This window comes from Franzmannia qiaohouensis, from assembly GCF_031451695.1.
Classification (GTDB): domain Bacteria; phylum Pseudomonadota; class Gammaproteobacteria; order Pseudomonadales; family Halomonadaceae; genus Franzmannia; species Franzmannia qiaohouensis.
This window is the reverse complement of record NZ_JARWAM010000005.1, coordinates 37,293-62,597: the sequence shown is the minus strand read 5'-3', so window position 1 is coordinate 62,597 and position 25,305 is coordinate 37,293. Positions and strand designations below refer to the sequence as shown.

Genomic DNA, 25,305 nt, shown 5'->3' with positions numbered 1-25,305 from the left:
GCCGGCCGGACGTTTCAGCAATCCATAGCGTAAGCACGTAGACGGGCAGGGTGGTTTTACGACGATGACATCCCACTCACCTCACCTGGTGGTCTTCACCGGTGCCGGCATCAGTGCCGAGAGCGGCATCCAGACCTTTCGCGCCAGCGACGGCCTGTGGGCCGATCATGCCATCGAAGACGTGGCCACGCCCCAGGCCTGGCGTCGCGACCCCGAGCGGGTACTGCGCTTTTACGATGCGCGGCGCACCCAGGTGCGCCGGGCCCGCCCCAACGCTGCCCACCAGGCCCTGGCCTCGCTCGAGAAGCAGGGCTTTCGGGTCAGCGTGATCACCCAGAACATCGACGACCTTCACGAGCGTGCCGGCTCCCGCGACGTGCTGCACCTCCACGGCGAGATTCTCAAGGCGCGCTCCAGCGTCGATGAGCGCATGCGCTACCCGCTGCCGCGCGGCGGCATCAGGCTTGGCGATATCTGCGACAAGGGCAGCCAGCTGCGCCCCGACGTGGTGTGGTTCGGCGAGCCGGTGCCGCGCTATATAGAAGCCTGCGAGATCGTCGAGCAGGCCGATCTGCTGCTGGTAGTGGGCACCTCGCTGGCGGTGATGCCGGCCGCGGCGCTGCTCGAGCGGGCGCCGCTGGATGCCGAGGTGATCCTGGTCGATCCGGCCGCCGGGCAGCTGGCGCCGCCAGGCGTTGCGGCGCTGGCCCAGCCCGCCGGGCGCGGCGTCACGACGCTGGTGCGCCACTGGTCGCGGGAGGGCCGCCTGTGGCTGCCGGAGACACTGCTCGAGGCGTGAGGGATTTTCCCCGGTCGGCGCTTTAGGGCATTATTAGCGGTCTAATCAACGCGGCGGTTGGGCCGTGTCGCCCGGCGGACCACATCGTAAGGACACGCATCATGCTGTTTTTCGAACGCCTCAATCGCCTCTTCCCGGTGTGGGCGATCCTATTCGCCACCCTTGCGATCATCATGCCGCCGCTGTTCACCGGTCACGCGGGAAAGATCCAGCTGCTGCTGGCGACCATCATGTTCTCCATGGGGCTGACGCTGTCCAAGCAGGATTTCCTCGCTGTGATCAAGGCGCCGCTGCCGGTGGGCATCGGCGTGCTGCTGCAATTCGTGGTGATGCCGCTGGCGGCACTCGGTGTCGCGCTGGTGCTGGGGCTGTCGCCGGAGCTGACCACAGGGATGGTGCTGGTGGGCGCGACGGCCGGCGGCACCGCCTCCAACGTGATGACTTGGCTGGCCGGCGGGCGGGTGGCGCTATCGGTGTCGATGACGCTGGTCTCGACCCTGGCCTCGGTGGTGATGACGCCATTGATCGCCTGGCTGCTGGTCGGGCAGATGGTCGAGGTGCCGGTGTGGGGCATGCTGTCGAGCATCGCCCAGCTGGTGATCGCGCCAGTAGCGGCAGGGGTGGTGGTGCATCATTTCGTCGGGCGCCATGTCGAGCGCATCGAGCCGGCGCTGGCGACGCTTGCCATGGCGGCCATCGTGATGATCATTGCCATCGTCGTGGCGCTCAACGCCGGTCGCCTGGCCAGCCTCGGGCCAGTGGTGGCCGTCGCGGTGATCGCCCACAACGGCATCGGCCTGGCCGGCGGCTACTTCGTCAGCCGGCTGTGCGGCCTCGACCAGCGTACCGCGCGGACCGTTTCCATCGAGGTCGGGATGCAGAATTCGGGGCTCGCCGTGGCGCTGGCCAACCAGTTCTTCAGCGCCGGGGCTGCGCTGCCCGGCGCGCTGTTCTCGGTGTGGCACAACGTCTCAGGTTCGCTGCTGGCCGGCTACTGGAAGCGCCGGCCTGTGGCGGCATCGAGTGCCTCCGAGACCGCCTGACGTGCCTTGGCGGGCAGGCATGCTAGAATGCCGGCCCGCTCGTTTCCCAGGTGCGTCATGTACGAAGACGTCTCGCTCGATCCACGCGTGGCCAATGGCGAAGGCCGTGATCCGGCCAGCGGTCATGCGCGCCCGCCACGGCGCGAGTTCAAGGCCCGCGGGAGCTTCGTCGAACGCTGCGCAGGCTGCAATCTGCCGACCCTGAATTGTCTTTGCCCGTTCCGGGTCGAGGCCGACAGTCGCGCCGAGGTGTGGCTGCTGACCCACCCCCTGGAGCACCACAAGCCGACCAATACCGGGCGGCTGATCGGCGATGTGCTGTCCGCCACCCGGGTCTTCACCTGGTACCGTACCGCCCCCGATCCAGACTTGCTGGCGCTGCTCGACGACCCGCGCTACGCGCCCTTCGTTATCTTCCCCGACGACCAGCCGGACTACGCCGAACGGGTGGTGGGCATGCCGGCGGTGGAGCGTGCCAAGCAGCAGGCGAAGATTCCGGTGTTCATCATCATCGACGGCACCTGGCGCCAGGCGCGGCGCATCTTTCGCAAGAGCCCCTACCTCGACGCGCTGCCGGTGCTGCCGCTGCGCACCCAGCGCCAGACCCGCTACCGGCTGCGCAAGCCGGCCTCCCAGGCCCACCTGTGTACCGCGGAAGTGGCCATCGAACTGCTGCGCCAGTCAGGTGATATCGATGCCGCCGAGATACTCGACGACTACTTCGACGCCTTCAACGACAGCTACGCCTCGAGCCGTACCTACCACAAGATCGAACAGCCCACGCCGGCCATGCGCCGGCTGCTTGCCCGGCAGCGCTAGTCGGCTGTCGGACCTAACGCTGAGCGACTGCGGGATCAGGGCTTTCGGCCAAGTCCGATAGCCTCCTGAGTCTGACCAGACACCTCCTGACGCATGTCTTGCGTATGCTTCGCCGCCACCCATGCAAGCGGTGACTGCCCCTGTATACGGAGGAACTCGCGGTTGAAGTTCGACTTGGTATTGAAGCCACTGTCGAGCATTGCTGCCGTGACGCTCTCTCCAGCCTTGAGGCGGGCACAGGCATGCTCGATCCGGTACGCATTGATATAGCGCGACACGTTCTCACCGGTTATCCGGTTGATCGTGGCGGATAGTCGCTTGGCCGGCACCCCCAGCTTGCGGGCCAGCTTGTTCAAGGTCAGATCGGGGTCGAGGAACATCCCCTGGGAGGTGACGAGATGGTCGAGCCGCTCCATCAGGGCACGGTCCTGCTCGGGATCGACCGCGGTTGCGGTGCCTGGCGCCGCACTCTCTTCGGCCGGCTCGCTCTCCAGGCTGCGCGACAGGCAGAGTGCGCCAAGCACCAGCAGGGCAAGCGAGGAAAACAGGGTAATGATCCAAACTTGTAAGCGGCCCTGGTTCAACACCTGATCGAGCACGATCAGCCCATCGCTGAGCGCGGAGACCATCAGTGACAGCGCGATCACTTTCCATATAAGGCAGGGGCGGTTGCCGGTTTCGAGCCGAGGCAGTGGCAGGTCTCCGCTCCTCTCGCTCAGCATGATCAGCACGGCTATGCCATAGCTGGCAAAGACGGCGGGAATGACGATATCGAGCGCCTGCGGCACAAAGGCCGTGCAGAACGCGACGAAGGCCGGCGTGAGCAGGTGTGGCAGGTCTCGAGCCGGGTCGAACGCGCGAACGGCGGTGGTCTGGAAGGTGATCCAGGCGAGCGGCGGGATCAGAGCTGCCGTCACTGGCTGCACTTTGGCGAACGGCGCCAGCCCGTAGTGCTGGTGGAGCGAGATGACGACGCCCTGCGTGGCGCAGGCGAGCACCAGCCAAGCGAATGGCCAGGGCCGGTTGTCGCGGGTCATGGCCCGGATGAACAGGAAGCCGAGCAGCGCGGCGAAGACCATTGGGATAGGTAGGGCAGGCATGGGCAAGATTCGCGGTGGGATTCAGTCCTTGTATGGATCTGGAACCGGTTATGCGCGACCTGAAACGGGTTTTAGGTCGTTAGCGCACATCGGATGGCGGACGCTGCATCAGGTTCCCCAGCATAAAAGGATATCGTGATGAAAGCTCTATGCCTTGCCGCCGTGTTGTGTGTGTATTGCCTGTCTGCGTTGGCCGAACCGATAGCGGGGTACGACAGGCTGGATATTGCTGCCAGCCATCGCTCACATCTTATCGAAGGCTCGCTGTGGTACCCGGCTGGTACCCCGACTTACCGCAGTGTGATCGGTAGTGGGCCGATATTCCAGGGGGAGTCGGCCTATGTTGGTGCAGCGATAGCCGAGGGGCGCCATCCACTTATCCTGCTGTCCCACGGTTCCGGCGGCAACATGAATAGCCTTGCATGGCTAGCGTCGGCGTTGGCGCAGCGGGGGGCCATGGTGTTGGCCGTCAATCACCCGGGCAGTACCACCGGAGATAGTTCGCCACGTCGTTCGATTGGCCTCTGGGAGCGGGCGCGAGATCTATCGGCAGCCCTCGACCAGCTCTTGGATGACCCGTTATTCGCCCCCTATGTGGACGCTTCGCGTATCGCTGCGCTGGGCTTCTCGCTGGGTGGTGCTACGGCGCTGAATCTGGCCGGCCTGCGGGTCGACTGGTCTGCCTTCGGCGACTACTGCGAGCGTGCACGGGGTGACGAGGTCGACTGCCAGTTCTTTGCCAAGGGGGGGATCGTGCCCGATACGCTACCGGATGGTGTCGAGAGGAATGCTCTCGACCCGCGAGTGATGCAGGCCATCGCCGTTGATCCCGGGTTTGCTTATGCCTTTACCGATGCCAGCGTGGTGGCGCGCAAGCGCCCTACGCTATTGATCAATCTGGGTGACCCGGCGTCGCGTTGGTCGGCGGTGGACCTGGGACCTCGGGGGAGTGGCCTGGCAACTCGGCTGGCCAATGCGACCTATGTGGAGATCGCACCGGCTAACCACTTCACCTTCCTGGCCGAGTGTACCGAACAGGGCGAGGCCCGGCTTGCCGAGGAGGAGGATGACCCTATCTGCAGCGACCCGCTCGGGGCCGACCGTCGTCAGATACACCAAGAGGCTATCGCAACGATCACCCGCTTCCTGGGGCTATGAGCGCCGGGCACATGTCTCAACTACCGAATAGCGCGCCGGCGATGCGGAAGCCTGCCACCCAGGTGCCCGCCGCCGAGCCGAGGGTGGCGAGCAGGAACACCAGCAGCGTGCGCGACACCCGGTTACGCCACCAGCCCTTGAGCTGGGTGACGTCGTGGCGCAGGTGGGCGAAGTCGCCGACCTTGGGCTTGCGCATGAACAGCTCCACCCCGGCGGCGACGAACCCGGCGCCGATGGTGGGGTTGAGCGAGGTCAGCGGGGCGGCGAAGAAGGTCGCCAGGATGGTCACCGGGTGGGCCAGGGCGATGGTGGTAGCCGCCGCCGAGAGTACCCCGTTGATCAGGAACCACTCGCCGACCAGCTGCCAGCCGAGGTCGGTGTTGCGCGAGAAGCCGATGGCGAAGCCGGTCAGCACCAGGGCGGTGATCGCCCAGGGCAGCATTCGCCAGACCGGCGAGCGCGGCGGCGTGGCCTCCAGCGCCTCGCGTTCGACTCGCGGCTCGTCGGGCAGCGGCGTGCCGAGATGTTCGGCCATGCCCTTGAGGTGGCCGGCACCGATCACCACCAGCACGTGGCGATAGCGCCCCGGCGGGCTCTCCTCGCCGAGACGCAGGGTCATGTAGCGGTCGCGCTCGCTGATCAGCGGCGTGTAGAGCGACTCGGACTGCTCGGCGAACTCATTGAAGGTCGACTCCAGCACGTCGCCCTCCTTGAGTCGTTCGATATCGGCGGCGGAAACCTCCTGGCGCGACATGACGCTGCCCAGCAGCCCCGAGAACAGCGAGAAGCGCTGCCACCAGGGCACATTGGCGTAGATGCGCTTGAGGGTGATGCCGACGTCGCGATCGATCAGCAGCAGCGGCAGGTCGCGGCGCTGGGTCTCCTCCAGCGCGGCGCGCATCTCGGCGCCGGGCTCGATGCCCGACTGCTCGGCGACACGCTGCTGGAAGGCCCCCAGCGCCAGGCTGGCGGCGACCATGCCGGCCTTGCCCTGACGGAAGATCTCGAACAGGTCCTGACCGGCCAGGGCATCGGGCTCCACCAGGCTGTGGTGGCGCGAGGCGCACAGCTCGATGGCCACCGCGTCGAAGTCGCCGGAGCGGACCAGCGCGCGCACCTCGTCGGCGCTCTCCTTGGAGACGTGGGCGGTGCCCAGCAGGGTGTAGCGGGTATCGCCCAGCTGCAGGGTCTGGCGAGGCCCGCCGCTGGGCGCTGCGGCCGGCTCGGCGCTGGCGGTGAGATCCTGAGGGTCGGTCATGAAGGCTCGCTGTGACGACAAGATGATCGGGCGATTATCCACGAAAGCCGCTGGCCACGCCAAACTTGGGGACGGCAACGATAGGTAAATCGCAGTAAACGTTCAACTGCTTTGAGACCGGGACTGATCCGGCGGCAGGCCTACGCGAAGGCGCTGTGAACCCATCCCTGGGCGCTACTTTTGCCCTGCTTCGCTCTCGCATCCTGCTTCGCTTGCAGGACCGGTGCTGGTCATCCATGGCCAGCCCGTTCGGAGCAGTGCTCCTCACCCATGGCAAAAGACCTTCGCTGCGACCTGCCCCCGGCGTCCCTTGGCAGCATCTTCGACTAGCGCCGCCAGAAGGCCGGGGTGAACAGCACCAGTACGGTGAAGATCTCCAAGCGGCCGAGGATCATCGCCAGCACCAGGATCCACTTGGCCAGGTCGGGCAGCTCGCCGTAGTGGCTGGCGGCCTCGCCAAGCGCCGGGCCGAGGTTGTTGAGGGTCGAGGCCACCGTCGACCAGGCGGTGACCTGGTCGACGCCGGTGGCCATCACCCCGATCAGCATCAGGAAGAACAGCATCACGTAGACCGAGAAGAAGCCCCACACCGCCTGGGCGATGCCGTCGGGCACGCTGACCTTGCCGACCTTGACCGCGATCACCGCGTTGGGGTGGATCAGGCGCATCACCTCGCGCATGCCCTGCTTGAGGATCAGGATGATGCGGATCACCTTCATGCCGCCGCCGGTGGAGCCCGAACAGCCGCCGACGAAGGCGGCAACGAACAGCAGGAAGGGCAGGGCGCCGGGCCAGGCAGCGAAGTCGGCGACGCCGAAGCCGGCGGTGGTGGCGATGGAAACCGCCTGGAACACGCCGTTGCGCAGGCCCTCGCTGCCACTGTAGGTGGCGGTCAGCCACAGTGTCAGCACGCTGATCACGCTCAGGCCGAGCAGGAACAGCAGCAGGAAACGCGCCTCCGGGTCACGCAGGTACTGGGACAGGCGCTTCTCGCGCCAGGCCGCGAAGTGCAGGCTATAGCTAATCGCCGAGATCACCATGAACAGCACGCAGATCATCTCGATGGTGGCGCTGTCGAAGTGGCCGATACTGGCGTCGTAGGTGGAAAAGCCGCCGATGGCCACGGTCGAGAAGCCGTGGCCGATGGCGTCGAACCAGTCCATGCCGGCGGCCCAGTAGGCGATGATGCAGGTCAGCGTCAGGCTGGCATAGATGTACCACAGCGCCTTGGCGGTCTCGGTGATGCGCGGGGTCAGCTTCGAGTCCTTGAGCGGCCCCGGGATCTCGGTGCGGTACAGCGCCATGCCGCCAACGCCCAGCGTCGGCAGGATCGCCACCGCCAGCACCACGATACCCATGCCGCCCAGCCACTGCAGCTGCTGGCGGTAGTAGCGCACCGCTTCGGGCAGGAAGTCGATGCCGGTGATGACCGTGGCGCCGGTGGTGGTCAGCCCCGAGAAGGACTCGAACACCGCATCGGTGACCGATAGCGCATAGGGACCGTCGAGCATCAGCGGCAGCGAGCCGAAGGTGCCGAGTACCGTCCAGAACAGCGCCGCGATCAGGAAGCCGTCGCGGGTGCGCAGCTCCTTGCGCGCATAGCGATTGGGCAGGTAGAGCAGGGCACCGGTGGCCACGGTGATCGCCATGGCGATGGCAAAGGCGTCCCACACGCCGTCGTTGAACAGCAGTGAGATCAGGATCGGCGGCACCAGGGTCAGGCTGAACAGCATCAGCAGCAGTCCCAGGATGCGCAGAATGACGCGCAGGCTCATGCCGTCACGCTCCTAGTCCGGGCGTTCACGCGTTGCTCCCTCATCAGAAGAATGTCAGCCCGACCTGGAACAGCCGCTCCACGTCGCGGATGCGGCGCTTGTCGACCACGAACAGGATGACGTGGTCGCCGGATGCCACCACCACGTCGTCGTGGGCGATCAGCACCTCCTTGCCGCGCACGATGGCGCCGATGGTGGTGCCGCTGGGCAGGTCGATCTCGTCGATGGCGCGCCCCACTACCTTGGACGAGCGCGAGTCGCCGTGGGCGATGGCTTCGATGGCCTCGGCGGCGCCGCGGCGCAGCGAGTGGACGTTGACGATGTCGCCGCGGCGCACGTGGGTCAGCAGGCTGCCGATGGTGGCCTGCTGCGGCGAGATGGCGATGTCGATCTCGCCGCCCTGCACCAGGTCGACGTAGGCGGCGTTGTTGATCAGCGTCAGCACCTTCTTGGCGCCGAGCCGCTTGGCCAGCATCGACGACATGATGTTGACCTCGTCGTCGTTGGTCAGCGCGCAGAAGATGTCGCAGTCCTCGATGTTCTCCTCCAGCAGCAGGCGCTTGCTGGTGGCGCTGCCGTGCAGTACCACGGTGCGGTCGAGGCGCTCGGAGAGGGTGGTGCAGCGCTCCAGGTCGTGCTCGATGATCTTGACCTGGTGGCTGTGCTCGAGATTTTCCGCCAGGCGCTCGCCGATATGGCCGCCGCCGGCGATCACCACCCGGCGGAAGTCGCGGTCGAGGCGGCGCAGCTCGCTCATCACCGCGCGGATGTCGCGGCGGGCCGCAATGAAGAACACCTCATCGTCGGCCTCGATCACGGTGTCGCCGCGCGGGATGATCGGCCGATTGCGGCGGTAGATGGCCGCCACCCGGGTGTCGACGTTGGGCATGTGGCGGCGCAGGAAGCCCAGCTCCTGGCCGACCAGCGGCCCGCCGTAGAAGGCCTTGACCGCCACCAGCTGGGCCTGGCCGCCGGCGAACTCGAGCACCTGCAGGGCGCCGGGGTATTCGATCAGGCGGCGGATATGGTCGGTGACCACCTGCTCGGGGCTGATCAGCACGTCGATGGGCACCGCCTCGTGGGCGAACAGGCCCTTGCGGGTGAGGTAGGCGGTGGCGCGCACCCGGGCGATCTTGGTGGGGGTGCGAAACAGGGTGTGGGCGACCTGGCAGGCGATCATGTTGACTTCGTCGGAGTTGGTCACCGCGATCAGCATGTCGGCGTCTTCGCAGCCGGCCTGGCGCAGCACCATGGGGTAGGAGGCGGGGCCGGACACGGTGCGGATGTCGAGGCGGTTATGCAGCTCGCGCAGCCGCCCGCCGTCGGTATCGACCACGGTAATGTCGTTCTCTTCGTGGGCGAGATGCTCGGCCAGGGTGCCGCCGACCTGTCCGGCACCGAGAATGATGATCTTCATGCCACGCCTGTTCCCCTGCGATGCGTCGGCACAGCATAAACCAGCCGCCTGGCGAAGGACAGGCGGCGGCGCGGCGTGGGATCAGCTGCGTGACTTTTCGAGTCGCGCGTAGAAGAAGCCGTCGTGACCGGCCTCGCGGGGCAGCAGCTGGCGGCCGTCGCCGGCCGGGCGGCCCCACGCCACCTTGTCGGGGGTGGTGACACGGGCATCCGCGGTGCGGGCCAGGAAGGCCTTGATCTGCTCGGCGTTCTCCTCGGGGAACACCGAGCAGGTGGCGTAGACCAGGGTGCCGCCCGGGGTCAGGGTCTGCCACAGGCGGTCGAGCAGGCGCCCCTGCAGCGTGGCCAGTGCGGCGATATCCTCGGCGCGGCGCAGCCGCTTGATATCCGGGTGGCGGCGAATCACGCCGCTGCCGGAGCAGGGGGCGTCGAGCAGGATGGCGTCGAAGCAGTCGGTCTCCCAGCCTTCCAGCTGGCTGGCATCGGCGTGCTCGATACGCGCCGTCAGCCCCAGCCGATCGAGGGTGTCGGTGACGCGAGTCAGGCGCTGGGCATCGTTGTCCAGCGCGGTGAGGTCGATGTCGAAGGCCTCGAGCAGGTGTGCGGTCTTGCCACCGGGGGCGCAGCAGGCGTCGAGCACCCGCGCCCCGGGGCGCGGTGCCAGGGCCGGGCCGAGCAGCTCCACGGCAAGCTGGGCGGCCTCGTCCTGGACGCTGACGTCGCCGTCGGCGAACCCCGGCAGCGCCTTGACGTCGCAGGGGGTGGCGAGGGTCAGGCCGTCGGGGGCGAACTCGCAGGGACGGCTTTCGAGGCCGCTCTCCAGCAGTCGCTCGCGATACACCTCGCGGCTGACCCGGCGGCGATTGATGCGCAGCGTCATCGGACCGGGGGTATTGTTGGCGATGGCGATCTCGCGCCAGTCGTCGGGCCACGCCTGGCGCAGCGCCTTGAGCAGCCAGGCCGGGTGCAGCAGCGCGACGCAGGGGTCGCGGTCGACCTTGGCCTGTAGCGCGCTCTGCTCGCGCTGCAGGCGACGCAGGCAGCCATTGAGCACCCGGGTGGCCCAGGCCTTGCCGAGCAGCCGCGCGGCGCCGGCGGTTTCGCCCACCGCGGCGTGGGCCGGAATGCGCAGATAGAGCAGCTGGTAGATGCCGACCAGCAGCAGCGCCTGGACGTCTCGGTCGCGGGCCTTGAAGGGGCTGCGCAGCAGCTCCTCGGCGAGCGCCTCGAGGCGCGGCAGAGCGCGGCACACGCCATAGCACAGGGCACGGAACAGCGCGCGGTCGCGAGGCGCTACGCCGCCGTCGTCGAGGGCGGCAAGCGAGCCCTTGGCATCGATCACCGGCAGCAGGGCGCGAGCGGCGGCGGCACGCAGCTGCTGGCCGCTGCCTTGGGGCGTTGGCGCATCGTTCATTGGGGCGTCTCCGGGGGGGATAGCGGGGTGCCGGCGGCGAAGCGCTCGCCGCGGGCCTTGAGCAGCTCACGCATCGGCAGCGCCTTGCCGCCGGGCAGCTGGGCCTGGGTGACGCGCAGCACCTCGCTACCCCCGGCGCCGCAGGCAATGCGCAGGGCATCCGCGTCGCTTGGCAGCAGGGTACCCGGCGGCGCCTGCTGAGGGTCGTCGTCGCGGCGCTCGCCGGCGGCGGCCAACCACAGCCGCAGACGCTCATCGCCCAGCGTGCACCAGGCCACCGGCCAGGGATTGAAGGCACGCACCTTGGCGGCCAGCTGCGCCGCCGGTTGGGTGAAATCGAGCGCGGCCTCGGCCTTGGTCAGCTTGGCGGCGTAGGTGACCCCCGCCTCGGGCTGCGGCGTGGCACTCAGGCCCTCGCCGGCCAGGGCGTCGAGGGCCGCGACGATCGCCTCGCCACCCTGCTCGGCGAGGGTATCGTGCAGTTCGCCGCCGGTGGTGGTGGCGGTGATCGGCGTGCGCCGTTCGAGCAGCATGGCGCCGGTATCGAGGCCGGCATCCATCTGCATGATGGTCACGCCGCTTTCACGATCGCCGGCCTCGATGGCGCGCTGGATCGGCGCCGCTCCGCGCCAGCGCGGCAGCAGCGAGGCGTGCACGTTGAGGCAGCCCAGCCGCGGGGTATCGAGCACCGCCTGGGGCAGGATCAGGCCGTAGGCGACCACCACCATGATGTCAGCCTCGATGGTGGCCAGCTCGGCCTGGGCGTCGGCATCCTTGAGCGACGCCGGCTGATAGACCGGCAGCTGATGCGCCTGGGCCAGCGCCTTGACCGGGCTGGGCATCAGCTTGCGACCGCGACCGGCGGGACGAACGGGCTGGGTGTAGACGGCCACCACCCGGTGCCGGCTGTCGAGCAGCGCCGCCAGGCTCGCGGCGGCAAAGTCGGGGGTGCCGGCGAAGATCACGCGTAACGCTTGGGGCATGCGGTAGGGCCTCGAGAAGTCGGATACGGCGGATCGGCCACCCGCGGGCGGCGTCCCGCTTCATGCGCAATGCGGCTCGCAGCGCTGCTGCGAGCCGGCTGGGGCGTCAGGCGGGTGTCAGGCGTCCTGCATCAGCTTGTGGCGCTTCTGCATCTTCTTGAGTACCCGTTCGCGCTTGAGCGGCGACAGGTAGTCGACGAACAGCACCCCTTCGAGGTGGTCGTATTCGTGCTGGATGCAGTGTGCCAGCAAGCCGTCGGCCTCGAGCTCATAGGGCTGGCCGTCGCGATCCAGCGCCTTGAGGTGGACGCCCAGGGCACGCGGCACCTCGGCGTAATATTCGGGGATCGACAGGCAGCCTTCCTGAAGCGGCTCGCGTGCGTCGCCGAGGGGCGTGTACTCGGGGTTGATCAGCACCCGAGGATCATTCTGGTCGTCGCTGACGTCCATGACGATGACGCGGCGATGCACGTCGACCTGGGTGGCTGCCAGGCCGATGCCGCGAGCGTGGTACATGGTCTCGAACATGTCGTCGACCAGTTGGCGCACCTCGTCGTCGACCGTGGCAACCGGTGCGGCCTTGGTGCGCAGGCGCTCGTCAGGAAATTCGAGGATGGGTAACTTGGCCATGGCGTTGAAATCACCGTTGTGCTGTTATCAGAGGATATGGCCATATTGTAGTGGGCGGCCGCGTGCAGTGAAACCGCCGGTTGCGTTTTGCGCCATGCATGGCCGCTCACATGGCCGCACATAAGAGCGATAACGCCGTTGCACGCAGCGGTGCCAGGGAGAAGACAGGATGAGCACGAGTGGGGCAAGGCGGGGAGCGTGGCATGGCTGGGTCGCAGGGTGGGCGCTGCTGGCCATGCTGCTGAGCCTGCCGGCCATGGGGCAAGGGCTCAGCGACGCCGGGCTGCGCGGCGATGCGCCGGATCGCTATACGGTGGTGCGCGGTGACACCCTCTGGGATATCTCGGGGCGCTTCCTGCGCCATCCCTGGCAGTGGCCGGAGGTGTGGGAGGTCAACCCGCAGATCCGCAACCCGCATCTCATCTACCCCGGCGACACCGTCTACCTTTACTACCAGGACGGTCGACCGCGCCTCGGCCTGGAGCGCGGGCGCGGCGAAGTCCGGCTGTCGCCGGAGGTGCGCCGCACCCCGCGGCGCGAGGCGGTGCCGCCGCTGCCGCTGGAGCGGGTCGAGAATTTCCTCACCGAGTACCGCGTGCTCGACGACCCGGCGCAGGCCGACGAGCAGGCCTACGTGGTGGGCGGCGATGATCGCCGCCTGATCAGCGGCGCCGGCGATCGCATCTACGCCCGCGGCGACCTGGCAGACCATGGCCGACTGGGTATCTACCGCCTCGGCGAGACCTACGAAGATAGCGTCACCGGCGAGTTCCTGGGGCTCGAGCTGGTCGGCGTCGGCCAGGCACGCTGGCTGCGCGGCGAGGGTGACATCGCTACCCTCGACGTCCTGAGTGCCAACCAGGAGGTGCGCAACGGCGACCTGGTGCTGCCGCTGGAGAGCGGCGAGCTGCTGACGGAGTTCCAGCCGCGGGCTCCCGAGCGGGCGGTGGACGGACGGCTGCTGGCGGTGCCGGGCGGCGTCCAGTTCATCGGCCGGCTGCAGGTGGTGGCGCTGGACCGCGGCCGTCGCGATGGCCTCACCCCGGGCCATGTGCTGAGCGTCGAGCAGCGCGGCGAACTGGTCACCGACCCGGTCACCAACGAGTCGCTGCGCCTGCCCGGCGAAGAGGCCGGCCTGGTGATGGTGTTCAAGAGCTACGAGCGGATGAGCTATGCGCTGGTGATGCGCGCCAGCCGCAGCCTGGCGGTGGGCGATCGGATCTTCAACCCCGACAGCAGCGCCACGCTAGCGCAGCGCTAACGGCTCCGATACAGGGAGGAGAGGGCATGACGGCCAGGGAGTGGCTGATACTGGCGGCGCTACCCGGGCTTGGCCCGCGGCGCCTGGCGCAGCTGACCGAGGCCGGCGCGGCCTGGCCCGACGGCTGGTTGGCGGCGATCCCCGAACCGGCGCGCAGCCATCTGCGACTTTGGCTCCACCACCCCGCGCGCAGCCCATTGCAAGCCCAGCTCGAGGCGGCGCTGAGCTGGGAAGCCGCGGCCGACCACCATCACCTGCTGACCCCTGCCCACGACCACTGGCCCGCGCTGCTGGCGCAGATACCCGACCCACCGCCGGTACTCTGGGCCAGCGGCGACCTGGCTGCGCTGGCGCCGCCGGGCCTGGCGATCGTTGGCTCGCGGCGTCCGAGCCGCGACGGCCTGCACAACGCCCAGCGCTTCGGTCGCGAACTCGCCGAGCAGGGGTGGTGCGTGATCAGCGGCATGGCGCTGGGCGTCGACGGTGCCGCCCAGCAGGCGGCCCTGGATGCCGGTGGGCCCAGCGTGGCGGTGCTCGGCTGCGGAGTGGATGTGATCTACCCCCAGCGTCATCGCCAGCTGTATGCCCGCCTGCGCGACGAGGGCGGGCTGCTGCTCGCCGAGCATCCCCCGGGTACGGGCGCCCATCCGGCGTTCTTTCCGCGCCGCAACCGCATCGTCACCGGTCTCTCGCAGGGCGTGCTAGTGGTCGAGGCCGCCGAGAAGAGCGGCTCGCTGGTCAGTGCACGGCTGGCCACCGAGCAGAACCGCGAGGTATTCGCGGTGCCCGGTTCGATCCACAATCCCCAGGCGCGCGGCTGTCTCGCGTTGATTCGCGACGGCGCGGCCATGGCCACCTGTGTCGAGGATATCCTCGCCGAGCTGGGGCACTGGGCGGCCCCCCGTCAGGCACTGCCAGCGCTCGCCGCTGCCGGCGAGCAGGACCCGCTGCTGGCCTGGCTCAGCGACCGCCCGACGCCGCTCGATGCGCTGGTGGCCCTGAGCGGCCACGACGTCAGCGAGTGCCAGCTGCGGTTGCTCGAACTCGAGCTCGAGGGGCTTGCCACCCAGGCCGTTGGCGGCTGGATCCGCCTGCCGCGCTAGGCAGTTTGCGTATGAGCTTGTCGATTTATCACCGGCCTGGGCGGCCATGGTAGACTCTGGGCCCTGTGATATTGGCCTGGAGCCCCTGCCATGCGTGAACGCGCGACACCTCGCATATCGACTGCCTTCGCGGCCAAGGCACTGGCCCGTGGCGAGCTGATTGCCTATCCCACCGAGGCGGTCTGGGGGCTGGGTTGCGATCCCGCCAGCGGCGAGGCGCTTACCGCCCTGCTGCGGCTCAAGCAGCGCGACCCGGCCAAGGGCATGATCCTGGTGGCCGGCGACATCGCCCAGTTCGCTCCCTGGTTGGCGGGCCTGCCGGCCGAATTGCACGCGCCGCTGGTGAGCAGCTGGCCGGGCCCCAACACCTGGCTGGTGCCGGACAACGGCCACAGCCACCCGCTGGTGCGCGGCGGCCACGCTTGCGTGGCGCTGAGGGTCAGCGATCATCCGCTGGTGCGCGAGCTGTGCGCGGCGTTTGGCGGCCCCATCGTGTCGACCTCGGCCAATCCCGCCGGCGAGCCCGAGGCGCGCTCGGCGGATCAGGTCGATGCCTATTTCGGTGCCGCCCTGGCTGGCCTCGTCGAGGGCGAACTGGGCGGCCGCGAGGCGCCCAGCACCATTCGCGACCTGGTCAGCGGTCGGGTGCTACGCGGTTGACGGCAATATCTTTCTACTCAACGATGAATCCAGGGAGGTAGCGTGGCCCACGCGCATCTCGACGAGGTCAAGCACTACCTGCTCGAACTGCAGGATCGGCAATGCCAAGGGCTGGCCACTGAAGACGGTCAGGCCGAGTTCCGTGAAGACAGCTGGACCCGCGAGGAGGGTGGCGGTGGCCGCTCGCGGGTGATCGAGAACGGCGCCGTGTTCGAGAAGGGCGGCGTCAACTTCTCCCACGTCTATGGGGCGCAACTGCCGCCCTCGGCCACCGCGGCGCGCCCCGAGCTTACCGGGCGCAGCTTTCACGCCGTGGGCGTCTCCTGGGTGCTGCACCCCCACAACCCCCATGTGCCCACCAGCCACGGCAACGTACGCTTCTTCATTGCCGAGAAGAGTGGCGAGGCGCCGGTATGGTGGTTTGGCGGCGGCTACGACCTGACGCCCTTCTACCCGGTGCTCGATGACGTGCGCCACTGGCACCGCGTGGCCCGCGATGCCTGCGCGCCGTTCGGCGACGCGGTCTATCCGCGCTACAAGGCGTGGTGCGACGACTACTTCTATCTCAAGCACCGCGACGAGACCCGCGGCGTTGGCGGGCTGTTCTTCGACGATCTCAACGAAGGCGACTTCGCATCCTGCTTCGCCTTCCAGCGCGCCGTGGGCGACAGCTTCCTCGACGCCTACCTGCCCATCGTCCAGCGCCGTCGCGGCGATGACTACACCCAGCAGCAGCGTGACTTTCAGCTCTACCGCCGTGGCCGCTACGTCGAGTTCAATCTGGTCTGGGACCGCGGCACGCTGTTCGGCCTGCAGAGCGGCGGGCGCACCGAGTCGATTCTGATGTCGATGCCGCCACTGGCGGCCTGGGAGTACGGCTATACGCCGGCCCCAAACAGCCCGGAGGCGCTGCTGTACCGCGATTATTTGCGTCCCCGCGACTGGCTGGGGGAAGAGGAGGCCTCATGACCGACCGCTACTGCGTATTCGGCAACCCGGTGGCGCACTCCAAGTCGCCGGCGATTCATGCCGCCTTTGCCGCCGAGCTGGGTGACGATATCGACTACACCGCCATCGAAGCGCCGCTGGATGACTTCGCCGGCGCCTGGCAAAGGTTCATGGCCGAAGGGGGGCGCGGCGCCAACGTGACGGTGCCCTTCAAGGAGCAGGCCTACCGGCTGTGCGACAGCCTCAGCGAGCGCGCCCGCCGCGCCGGAGCGGTGAATACCCTGGTGCTGGGAGCCGAGGGCGTCACCCACGGCGACACCACCGACGGCGTCGGGCTGGTCGGTGACCTGCACGACAACGGCGTGACGCTGGCCGGCGCCCGGGTGCTGGTGCTGGGCGCCGGCGGCGCGGTGCGCGGCGTGCTCGAGCCGCTGCTGGCGGCCCAGCCGGCCAGCGTCCTGGTCGCTAACCGCACCGCCGCGAAGGCCGCAGGCCTGGCCGCCGACTTCGCCGATCTGGGGGCGATCAGCGGCGGCGGCTTCGAGGCCGTCGATGCCCCCTACGACGTGGTCATCAACGGCACCAGCGCGAGCCTCGCCGGCGACCTCCCGCCGCTACCGGACGACCTCTTCGCCGAGGGCGCCACTGCCTACGACATGATGTACGCCGCCGAGCCCACGATATTCCTGCGCTGGGCCGCCGCGCGCGGTGCTCGCACCGTCGATGGCCTGGGCATGCTGGTCGGCCAGGCCGCCGAGTCCTATCGCCTGTGGCGCGGCCAGCGCCCCGACACCGCCCCGGTACTCGCCGAGCTGCGCCGCTTGTTATAACCAAATCTCAACGCTTGATGTGATACGCCCCGCCGGGCCTCCCCCGGCGGGGCGTATACGTTCATCTGCCCGACTTGCGTTTAATCGATCGTTTGACGCTTCTGCTGAGCTTTCCTAGCCTGGCCAGAGGTCTTTATTGCAAAGACGTCAAATCTCCGAATAACAACGCACAATGAGGCAGATGACAGTGAAAAATATTGCAGCGACGCGTTTCAAGAGAACGCTTCTAGCGAGTGCCATGGGCCTGGCTGCGGCCTCGCTCGGCGCTCAGGCGCTGGCCCAGGAGCCGGTGGCCTCCATCGACCTGATGACCACCACCGAGTCCTACGACCCGATCCGCTACGAGGCGGCCTTCATCATTGCCGAGCGCTGGGAGGAGCTGGGCTTCGAGGTCAACGTCCAGCCCACTGAGTTCAGCACCGCTCTGGAGCGGTTCTACGACCAGCAGGACTTCGACGCTACCATCCTCGGCTGGAGCGGCCGCACGGACCGCCTCGACCCGCAGTTTTTCCTCAGCACCCTCGATTCTCGCCAGGCCAACCCCGGCGGCAACAACCCCGGCGGTTATGACAACCCCGAGTTCGATGCGCTGTTCGACCAGCAGTCCCAGGCCTTCGATCAGGACGAGCGGCAGCGTCTGGTGATGGAGATGCAGGAGCTCTACAAGCCGGATGCGCCGCTGGTGGTGCTGTTCCATCGCGACGAGGTGGTGGCCTACAACCACGAGGCCTTCGACGGCTTCGAGCCGATGGCCGGCGAGGGCCTCTACAGCGAGTGGGGCCCGATGGAGGCGACCCCGGTGGGCGAGCGCAGCACCCTGCGTATCGGCGGCCCCCAGGAGCCCGACAACCTCAACCCGCTGGCCTCCACCTCGGTATGGGGCTGGAAGTGGATGCGCCTCTACTATGACCGCCTGGTGCGCCTGTCGGCCGACGTCGAGCCGCTGCCCTGGGCCGCCGAGGCGGTCGAGCAGGTCGACGACACCACCGTGGCGGTGACCCTACGCGAGGGCATGACCTTCCACGACGGTGAAGCTGTCACCGCTGACGACGTAGCCTTCACCTGGAACTACTACCTCGACCAGGACTACAGCTACTTCAACTCCTACCTGGCGGCGCTGGACAACGCTGAGGCGGTCGACGAGCGCACCGTGCACTTCCATCTCAGCGAGCCCTCGGCGTCGTTTGCCAGCATCTCGCTGTCGCAGATCCCGATCCTGCCCGAGCACATCTGGTCGCAGATCGACGATGCCTCGACGCTGAGCCCCGACGAGGTGCCTACCGTGGGCTCTGGGCCCTTCCAGCACGAGCGCTTCGACCGCGGCGAGTTCATGGCCATCAGCAAGTTCGACGACCACTTCCACGCCGACGAGATCGCCGTCGACGGCGTCGAGTTCATCATCTATGCCGACATGGAGGGCGTCTATACCGGCCTGCAGACAGGCGAGATCGACGTCACCGCCTGGCGCATGGAGCCGGGTCAGATCAGCCTGGCCGAGAGCGAAGATCACCTCACCGTGGTCAACGTGCCTGACTTTGGCTACTTCCATATGACCTACAACCTGCGCCGCGCGCCCTTCGACGATCGTGCCGTACGCCGTGCGCTGACCATGGCCAGCGATCGCGAACGCATGGTCAACGTACTGCTCGACGGCCGCGGTGAAGTGGGCTCCAGCGTGATCGCGCCGGTCAATACCTTCTGGCACGAGGCGTTTATCGAGCGCTTCGAGTTCGATATGGACGCCGCCCGTGCCGAGCTGGAAGAGGCCGGTTACAGCTGGGACGAGGACGGTCGCCTGATGCGCTGAGCGCATCGTCAAGCCACTTTCTCCCAGGTGCTTGCCGCCACCCTGCGCTGCCCACAAGGCGGCGCAGGGTGAACGGCCGTTTATAGCGAGTCCGTCATGTCGTCACGCAGAAGCTATCTGATACGCCGTGTGCTGCACGGCTTCATGGCGCTGTTCATCATCGCCACCCTGCTGTTCTTCCTGTTTCGCCTGGGGCTACCCGACCCCACCGCCGCGCTGATCACCGAGGGCCTGACTCCCGAGGAGCGTGAGAGGATCCGCGCCAGTTTCGGCCTCGACCGGCCGATCTGGGAGCAGTATTTCATCTACCTGGCGAATATCGTCCAGGGCGATTTCGGCTACTCCTTCCACTATCGCGCGCCGGTGGCGGATATCATCTGGGAGCGGCTGGCCAACACCATGATCCTGATGCTGCCGGCCATCGTGCTGGCGTATGGGATCGGCGCGCCACTGGGCGCCTGGCTGTCATGGCGGCGCGGCAGTCGCGCCGACACCAGCGGTATTTTCGTCGGCCTGATGTTTCGCTCGGCGCCGATGTTCTGGACCGGCATGATCGCCATCCTGATCTTCGGTATCGGGCTCGGCTGGCTGCCCACCAGCGGCATGCGCACGCTGCCCTACGAGGCATCGGGCTTCCTCGACAAGATATTCACCCTCGACTTCCTGCACCACCTGATTCTTCCAGCGCTGGTGGTGGCGCTCTACTACCTCGGCTCGCCGCTGCTGATCATGCGCAACACCATGCTCGAGGTGTATGGCGAGGACTTTATCGAGATGGCCCGCGCCAAGGGGCTGCCGGAGCGCCGCATCCTCTACGCCCACGCCGCGCGCAATGCGCTGCTGCCAGTGGTCACCCAGCTGGCGGTGACCATCGGCCTGGCCGCCGGCGGCCAGGTGGTGGTCGAGGTGGTGTTCTCGTGGCCGGGGCTGGGGCGTGAAATCCTCAACTCGGTGCGCACCTCCGACTTCCCCCTCGCCCAGGCCAGTTTCCTGGTGATGGCGGCCTTCGTCATCACCCTCAACCTGCTGGTCGACATCCTTTACACCATGCTGGACCCGAGGGTGAGCTTCAAATGAACCGATCACGACTGATGAAAAGTGCCCAGGAGCCACTGCGGGCGATCCTCGGCGACCGGCTGGCGCTGGTGGGGCTGGCGGTGCTGCTGTCGATCATCGCCATGGCACTGTTCGCGCCGGTGCTCTCTACCCATGCTCCCCTGGCGGTCAACGAGCGTGAGGAGGGCTCGCTGTTCACCCGCAGCGTTGCCGATGGCCAGGTGCGCTGGCAGGCCTCGCCGCCGCTGGGCGAGGCGACCCTGAATGCCGCCGACTACCGCGACGGCCTGGGCATGGCGGTGGGACGCGACGGCGTGGTGTGGCGCTATGCGGGGGGTGACTGGTCGCGCCTCGACACGCCACTTACCGCGACCCTGAATGCGGTCAATATCCGCGAAGACGGCGCCACCCTGGTGGCCGGCGTCCAGGGCACGGTGGCGCTGTGGACGCCCGACGACAGCTGGCAGACCTTCGCCATGCCCGAGCCGCTAGACGTCAACGATATCGCCTGGCGCGACGCCGATACCGCGCTGCTGGTGGGCGGCGGCGAAACCATCTGGCGACTGGACCTGGCCAGCGGCGAGGTCGAGTCATTGCAGAGTCCCGTAGGACGTGGCTTCGATCTCAACGGCGTGGCGCTGGACGTCGACGGCAGTGCCTGGCTGGTGGGCGATCGTGGCCTGGCGCTGCGCCTCGCCCCGGGCGAGGACACGCCGAGTCTGGAGCGGCTGCCCGGCAATCGCGAGCTCAACCATATCCATATCGCCGACAGCGGCGCCGGCCTGATCGTCGGCGAGCGCGGCACCCTGCTGGTACGCGATGACATTGAGGCCAGCTGGCAGAGCCAGGATGCGCCGGACTCCCGCGCCATGCGCGCCGGGTGGATCACCGACGAGGGTCACGCCTTTGCGGTGGGGCGCAGCGGCATCGTCTTCGAGCGCGAGCCGGGCGCTGACTGGCAGCTGATGCCCAGCGACGAGGAGCGCCATCTGCGCACGCTGATGGTCACCGAGAGCAACTACTTTGCGCTGGGCTCCGACCGCTTCGTCAATCGCCTCGCGCCGCCCTCCGGCGAGCACTGGTTCGGCACCGACCATCTCGGCCGCGATCTCTTCAGCCAGAACGTCCACGGCTCGCAGATCGCCCTGCTGGTGGGCTTTCTGGGCGCCGCCCTGGTGGTGCTGATCGGCGCCAACGTGGGGCTGGTGGCCGGCTACTTCCGCGGCCGCACCGAGACCGTGCTGATGCGCACCGTGGATGTGATGTACGGGATTCCCTTCGAGCCCTTCGCGCTGATCCTGGTGCTGCTGTTCGAGCCCAGCCTGTTCATCGTGATCCTCGCCGTGTCGCTGCTCACCTGGCGCACCGTGGCGCGGCTGATTCGCTCCCAGGTGCTGAGCCTGCGCGAGCGGCCCTTCGTCAAGGCGGCGCGGGTCGCCGGCGCGTCGGACCTGCGCATCATGTACCTGCATATCTTCCCCAACGTGATGCCGCTGGTGTTCCTCGAGCTGGCTATCATCGTTGGCGTCTCTATCATCGCCGAGGCAACGCTGTCATTCCTCGGCCTGGGGCCGCCGCAGTCGATCTCGTGGGGCGGCATCCTGCACAACGCGCGGCTCTCCGGGGCCTGGCGCGAGGCCTGGTGGTGGAACCTGCCACCCGGGCTGCTGATCATGATCACGGTGCTCTCCGTGTTCTTCATCTCCCGCTCGCTCGAGCTGGTGGCCAATCCGCGACTGAGGGCACGTCGATGAGCACATCTCCATTACTGAGCGTCGATGACCTGGCCATTCACTACCGCACCGGGGCCGGCCCGGTGCAGGCCGTGGACGGGGTAAGCTTCTCGCTGGCTCCTGGCGAGGCGCTGGGCCTGGTCGGCGAGTCCGGCTGTGGCAAGACCACTGCGGCAAAGGCCATGCTGCGGCTGCTGCCGCCCAACGGCGAGGTGCCGCGGGGGCATATCGACTTCGCCGGCCGCGATCTGCTCGGCCTCGACCCGGAGGCAATGCGCCGCGTGCGCTGGGACGAGATCGCCTGGATCTCCCAGGCGGCGATGAACGCCCTCGACCCGGTATATACCGTCGGCGACCAGATCCTCGAGGCAATGAGCGCGCACCGCAAGATCGAGCGCAAGGCGGCCTGGGCCCACGCCGAGCAGCTGTTCCGCGACGTCGGCATCGATCCTGGGCGGCTCTCCGCCTATCCCCATGAGATGAGTGGCGGCATGAAGCAGCGCGCGGTAATCGCCATGGCGCTGGCGCTGGACCCTCAGCTGATCGTCGCCGACGAGCCGACCACGGCGCTGGACGTGGTGACCCAGGCGCAGATCCTGTCGCGGCTGACCAAGCTGCGTCGCGAACGCGGCCTGGCGCTGATGTTCATCACCCATGACATCTCGGTGGTGGTGCAGACCTGCGACCGGGTGGCGGTGATGTACGGCGGCCACATCATGGAGACCGGGCCGGTGCGCGAGGTCTTCGCCAGCCCCTTCCACCCCTACACCATGGGCCTGACCAACGCCTTCCCGACCCTGGAGGGCGCCCAGCGCGAGCTGATCTCGATTCCCGGCAGCCCGCCGGACCTGCTCGACCCGCCCGCCGGCTGTCGTTTCGCCGAGCGCTGTCCCTTCGCCACCCAGCGCTGCACGTCGGAGACGCCGCTGCTGATCGATGTCGGCGAGGGGCGCCACGCGGCCTGCCACTACCCCGAGCAGGCCGTCGATTTTCGCCAGCGGGCGGCCGAGAACGCCACCTGGCAGATCGCCGGCGAGCGCCTCGGCGAGCAGGTCCAGGGGGCGGGCAGCCTGGAGCGGCGCATGAGCGAGACGCCGATTCTCGAGGTTGAGGGGCTCAAGAAGTACTTCCCGGTGGAGCAGGGCTTCCTCGACGGCCTGCGCGGCAAGCACAAGGAGCGCAAGGTCCACGCCGTCGACGATATCGACTTCGACCTGCGCGAGGGCGAAATCCTGGGGCTGGCCGGCGAGTCGGGCTCGGGCAAGACCACCACCGGCGAGATGCTGGTGCGACTGCAGGACGTCACCGCCGGTGAGATTCGCTTCGACGGCGTCAACATCGCCGCGCTCAAGGGCCCCGAGCTCAAGGCCTTTCGGCGCAGCGCGCAGATGATCTTCCAGGACCCGTACCAGACGCTCAATCCGCGCTTCACCATCCATGACATCGTCGCCGAGCCGCTGATCATCCACCGCCTGGCCGAGGGCGAGGCGCTGGAGCAGCGCGTGGTCGAGTCGCTGGAGCGCGCCGGGCTCAAGCCGGCCAGTGCCTACCAGGAGCGTTTCCCCCACGAGCTCTCCGGCGGCCAGCGCCAGCGGGTGGCGATCGCCCGCGGGATCATCCTCGAGCCGCGCTTCATGGTCGCCGACGAGCCGGTATCGATGCTCGATGTATCGATCCGCGCCGGGGTGCTCAACCTGATGCGGCGCTTCCGCAACGAGCTGGGCATCTCCTTCGTCTACGTCAGCCACGATCTGCCGACGATTCGCTATGTCGCCGATCGCACCGCGATCATGTACCTCGGCGAGATCGTCGAGGTGGGGCCCACCGACACCCTGATCCGCGAACGCAAGCACCCCTATACCCAGCTGCTGCTGGACGCCAGCCCCGAGCCGGACCCGGCGGTGGTCAAGCCGCCGCTGGAGAGCGCCGGCGAGATCCCCAGTGCGATGGAGCCGCCCAACGGTTGCCACTTCCACACCCGCTGCCCCAAGGCCATGGCCCACTGCGGCTGGGAGGGGCGCGACGTCGCCACGGCGCTTAGCGAGTGGCGGATTCGCGGCGCTGAGCCGCAGCAGTTGGCCGGGGCCAGCGTTAGCGGATTGAACGCGCAGCTGGCGCTGGTCGATGGCGCCGACGAAGCGGCGGCCCGCGATGAGCTGCAGGCGATTCTCTCCGCCAAGCACCCCTCGCTGTGGCAGGCGGCCCGGGTCGAGGGCAGGGAAGGGAGCCTGAGCGTGCAGTTCGGCCCCCAGGCCTCGCCAAAGCGGCGGCTGATTGCCCGCGAGCATCAGGTGGCCTGCTATCTCTACGAAGAGGCGGTGGATAGTGGGGGGTAAAACGTACGCGCCCCGCGGCGTCAGCCGCGGGGCGCTGGACAAATGGCCGGTTGGGTTCAGCGCTTCTTGACGTAGAACCCCACCATGCACAGCACCAGGCCGAGTACCGACAGCAGCATGCCGCCGTTGACCAGCAGCGGGTAGCGCTCCAGCCAGGAGACGAACGGCTGTGGGGTGTCGCGACATACGCCGTCCAGGTAGTCCCAATAGCCGCCGGAGAGGGTGCACTCGCGCACATCGCCGAGTTCCCAGAAATAGACGCCCATCAGTACGATGACGGGCACGATCAGCAGCAGTAGTCCAAGTCGTAGCATCGGGTCGGGAGCGTCTTAGCCAGGGCGCTGGCAGTTGGGTTGACGTCCGGCGCTGCGCGCCTGCTCGTAGCGCGCCATGGCGTCGTCCATGTTGGCCTCGAGGCCGGCCATGCGCTGGCCCTGGCTGGGGTGGGTGGACATCCACACCGGCGGCTGACCGCCGCTGGCGGCCTGCATGTTCTCCCACAGCGTCACGCTGGCGCGCGGGTCGAAGCCAGCCTCGGCCATCAGCCGCAGGCCGATCACATCGGCCTCGCTCTCGTGGCGGCGCGAGAAGGGCAGCAGGATGCCGTACTGGGCGCCGGCGCCGAGCAGGCCGAGCATCTGCTCGCCCTGGGGCCCCTGCAGCCCGGCCACCGAGGAGAGCACCGACATGCCGACCTGGGTCGCCGACTGGGTCGAGACCCGCTCGTTGGCGTGGTTGGCCATCACGTGGCCCATCTCGTGGCCGACCACTGCGGCGACCTGATCCTGGTCGGTGGCGATGTCGAGCAGCCCGGTGTGGATACCCATGTAGCCGCCGGGCAGGGCGAAGGCGTTGGCCGAGTCATCCTCGAACACGCGAATCTGCCAGTTGTAGTCGCGGTCGCGGCCGGACAGCTCGGCCACCAGCGCATCGGCGATACACTCGGCGTAGCGTGCGTGGGCACCGCCGACCACCGTCAGATCCTCCTGATACTGTTCGAAGGCCTGCTGCCCCATCTGGTTGAGCTGCTCATCCGAATAGAGGGTGAACTGCTGCCGCCCGGTGGGCGAGCTGGCGCAGGCGGCGAGCGATACGCACAGCGCGCCAATGGCGAGTCGGGGGATCCAGCGCATGGTCAAGCGTCCTCATAGTCCGTCCGTAGGCAGTGGACGAAAG

General features: G+C 67.9%; 22 protein-coding genes. 13 read left to right on the top strand and 9 right to left on the bottom strand.

Annotated elements, in window-relative coordinates; all coding sequences use genetic code 11:
- Nucleotides 1-64 precede the first annotated feature (64 nt).
- The 3 genes from QC821_RS07770 (at nt 65) to QC821_RS07760 (ending at nt 2,661) form a co-directional block, all read left to right on the top strand.
- Entirely contained in the window at nt 65-799 is a 735-nt protein-coding gene (locus QC821_RS07770) for an SIR2 family NAD-dependent protein deacylase (protein ID WP_309719275.1), read from the top strand.
- A gap of 101 nt (nt 800-900) precedes the next feature.
- Nucleotides 901-1,842 (top strand): bile acid:sodium symporter family protein, encoded by a 942-nt coding sequence (locus QC821_RS07765; protein WP_309719272.1) that lies wholly within the window; start codon nt 901-903, stop codon nt 1,840-1,842.
- A 57-nt stretch (nt 1,843-1,899) separates the two neighbouring features.
- On the top strand, nt 1,900-2,661 hold the full coding sequence (locus tag QC821_RS07760) for a tRNA-uridine aminocarboxypropyltransferase (protein ID WP_309719269.1): 762 nt from the start codon (nt 1,900-1,902) through the stop codon (nt 2,659-2,661).
- Nucleotides 2,662-2,696: 35 nt separating this feature from the next.
- On the opposite strand, the gene QC821_RS07755 is transcribed toward QC821_RS07760, so the two are convergent.
- The gene (locus tag QC821_RS07755) at nt 2,697-3,761 is read right to left on the bottom strand and encodes a helix-turn-helix domain-containing protein (protein WP_309719267.1); all 1,065 of its coding nucleotides are present in this window, start codon (nt 3,759-3,761) and stop codon (nt 2,697-2,699) included.
- Nucleotides 3,762-3,899: 138 nt separating this feature from the next.
- Here QC821_RS07755 and QC821_RS07750 point away from each other — a divergent pair, with 138 nt between their 5' ends.
- On the top strand, nt 3,900-4,919 hold the full coding sequence (locus QC821_RS07750; protein ID WP_309719265.1) for an alpha/beta hydrolase family protein: 1,020 nt from the start codon (nt 3,900-3,902) through the stop codon (nt 4,917-4,919).
- Nucleotides 4,920-4,935: 16 nt separating this feature from the next.
- Here the strand turns inward: QC821_RS07750 and QC821_RS07745 are convergent, their stop codons facing one another.
- The 6 genes from QC821_RS07745 to def form a co-directional block, all read right to left on the bottom strand.
- Nucleotides 4,936-6,177, bottom strand: coding sequence for a TraB/GumN family protein (locus QC821_RS07745; protein WP_309719262.1), 1,242 nt, complete (start codon nt 6,175-6,177; stop codon nt 4,936-4,938).
- 326 nt (nt 6,178-6,503) lie between these two features.
- Nucleotides 6,504-7,952: a TrkH family potassium uptake protein gene (locus QC821_RS07740; RefSeq protein WP_309719259.1), complete on the bottom strand. Its 1,449-nt coding sequence runs from the start codon at nt 7,950-7,952 to the stop codon at nt 6,504-6,506.
- Nucleotides 7,953-7,995: 43 nt separating this feature from the next.
- Nucleotides 7,996-9,369 carry a Trk system potassium transporter TrkA gene (gene trkA / locus QC821_RS07735; RefSeq protein ID WP_309719257.1) on the bottom strand — a complete coding sequence of 458 codons (1,374 nt, stop codon included), beginning with the start codon at nt 9,367-9,369 and terminating at the stop codon, nt 7,996-7,998.
- A gap of 81 nt (nt 9,370-9,450) precedes the next feature.
- On the bottom strand, nt 9,451-10,782 hold the full coding sequence (rsmB, locus tag QC821_RS07730; protein ID WP_309719253.1) for a 16S rRNA (cytosine(967)-C(5))-methyltransferase RsmB: 1,332 nt from the start codon (nt 10,780-10,782) through the stop codon (nt 9,451-9,453).
- A complete protein-coding gene (gene fmt / locus QC821_RS07725) occupies nt 10,779-11,765 on the bottom strand; it encodes a methionyl-tRNA formyltransferase (protein ID WP_309719251.1) in 987 nt (328 codons plus the stop codon). Before fmt ends, rsmB begins: the two co-directional genes overlap by 4 nt.
- A 117-nt stretch (nt 11,766-11,882) precedes the next feature.
- Entirely contained in the window at nt 11,883-12,395 is a 513-nt protein-coding gene (def, locus tag QC821_RS07720; RefSeq protein WP_309719248.1) for a peptide deformylase, read from the bottom strand.
- Between the two features lie 169 nt (nt 12,396-12,564).
- On the opposite strand from def, the gene QC821_RS07715 reads away from it, so the two are divergent.
- The 9 genes from QC821_RS07715 to QC821_RS07675 all read left to right on the top strand — a co-directional run bounded on the left by QC821_RS07715 (nt 12,565) and on the right by QC821_RS07675 (nt 24,129).
- Nucleotides 12,565-13,656 carry a LysM peptidoglycan-binding domain-containing protein gene (locus tag QC821_RS07715; protein WP_309719245.1) on the top strand — a complete coding sequence of 364 codons (1,092 nt, stop codon included), beginning with the start codon at nt 12,565-12,567 and terminating at the stop codon, nt 13,654-13,656.
- Between the two features lie 26 nt (nt 13,657-13,682).
- Complete coding sequence (gene dprA / locus QC821_RS07710) at nt 13,683-14,759, top strand: DNA-processing protein DprA (RefSeq protein WP_309719241.1); 1,077 nt, start codon at nt 13,683-13,685, stop codon at nt 14,757-14,759.
- 90 nt (nt 14,760-14,849) lie between these two features.
- Nucleotides 14,850-15,419: an L-threonylcarbamoyladenylate synthase type 1 TsaC gene (gene tsaC / locus QC821_RS07705; RefSeq protein WP_095622289.1), complete on the top strand. Its 570-nt coding sequence runs from the start codon at nt 14,850-14,852 to the stop codon at nt 15,417-15,419.
- Nucleotides 15,420-15,461: 42 nt separating this feature from the next.
- Nucleotides 15,462-16,388: an oxygen-dependent coproporphyrinogen oxidase gene (gene hemF / locus QC821_RS07700; protein ID WP_309719238.1), complete on the top strand. Its 927-nt coding sequence runs from the start codon at nt 15,462-15,464 to the stop codon at nt 16,386-16,388.
- Complete coding sequence (aroE, locus tag QC821_RS07695; RefSeq protein WP_309719235.1) at nt 16,385-17,197, top strand: shikimate dehydrogenase; 813 nt, start codon at nt 16,385-16,387, stop codon at nt 17,195-17,197. The genes hemF and aroE overlap by 4 nt, the downstream gene beginning before the upstream one ends.
- 238 nt (nt 17,198-17,435) lie before the next feature.
- Nucleotides 17,436-19,004, top strand: a complete 1,569-nt coding sequence (locus QC821_RS07690; RefSeq protein ID WP_309719232.1) for an ABC transporter substrate-binding protein — start codon at nt 17,436-17,438, stop codon at nt 19,002-19,004.
- A gap of 96 nt (nt 19,005-19,100) precedes the next feature.
- Nucleotides 19,101-20,081, top strand: coding sequence for an ABC transporter permease (locus QC821_RS07685; RefSeq protein ID WP_309719229.1), 981 nt, complete (start codon nt 19,101-19,103; stop codon nt 20,079-20,081).
- Entirely contained in the window at nt 20,078-21,814 is a 1,737-nt protein-coding gene (locus QC821_RS07680; RefSeq protein ID WP_309719226.1) for an ABC transporter permease subunit, read from the top strand. Before QC821_RS07685 ends, QC821_RS07680 begins: the two co-directional genes overlap by 4 nt.
- Nucleotides 21,811-24,129 (top strand): ABC transporter ATP-binding protein, encoded by a 2,319-nt coding sequence (locus tag QC821_RS07675; RefSeq protein ID WP_309719224.1) that lies wholly within the window; start codon nt 21,811-21,813, stop codon nt 24,127-24,129. Before QC821_RS07680 ends, QC821_RS07675 begins: the two co-directional genes overlap by 4 nt.
- Before the next feature lie 56 nt (nt 24,130-24,185).
- Here the strand turns inward: QC821_RS07675 and QC821_RS07670 are convergent, their stop codons facing one another.
- Nucleotides 24,186-24,443: a hypothetical protein gene (locus tag QC821_RS07670; RefSeq protein WP_309719222.1), complete on the bottom strand. Its 258-nt coding sequence runs from the start codon at nt 24,441-24,443 to the stop codon at nt 24,186-24,188.
- A gap of 15 nt (nt 24,444-24,458) precedes the next feature.
- Nucleotides 24,459-25,262 (bottom strand): M48 family metallopeptidase, encoded by an 804-nt coding sequence (locus QC821_RS07665; RefSeq protein WP_309719219.1) that lies wholly within the window; start codon nt 25,260-25,262, stop codon nt 24,459-24,461.
- Nucleotides 25,263-25,305: the final 43 nt, after the last annotated feature.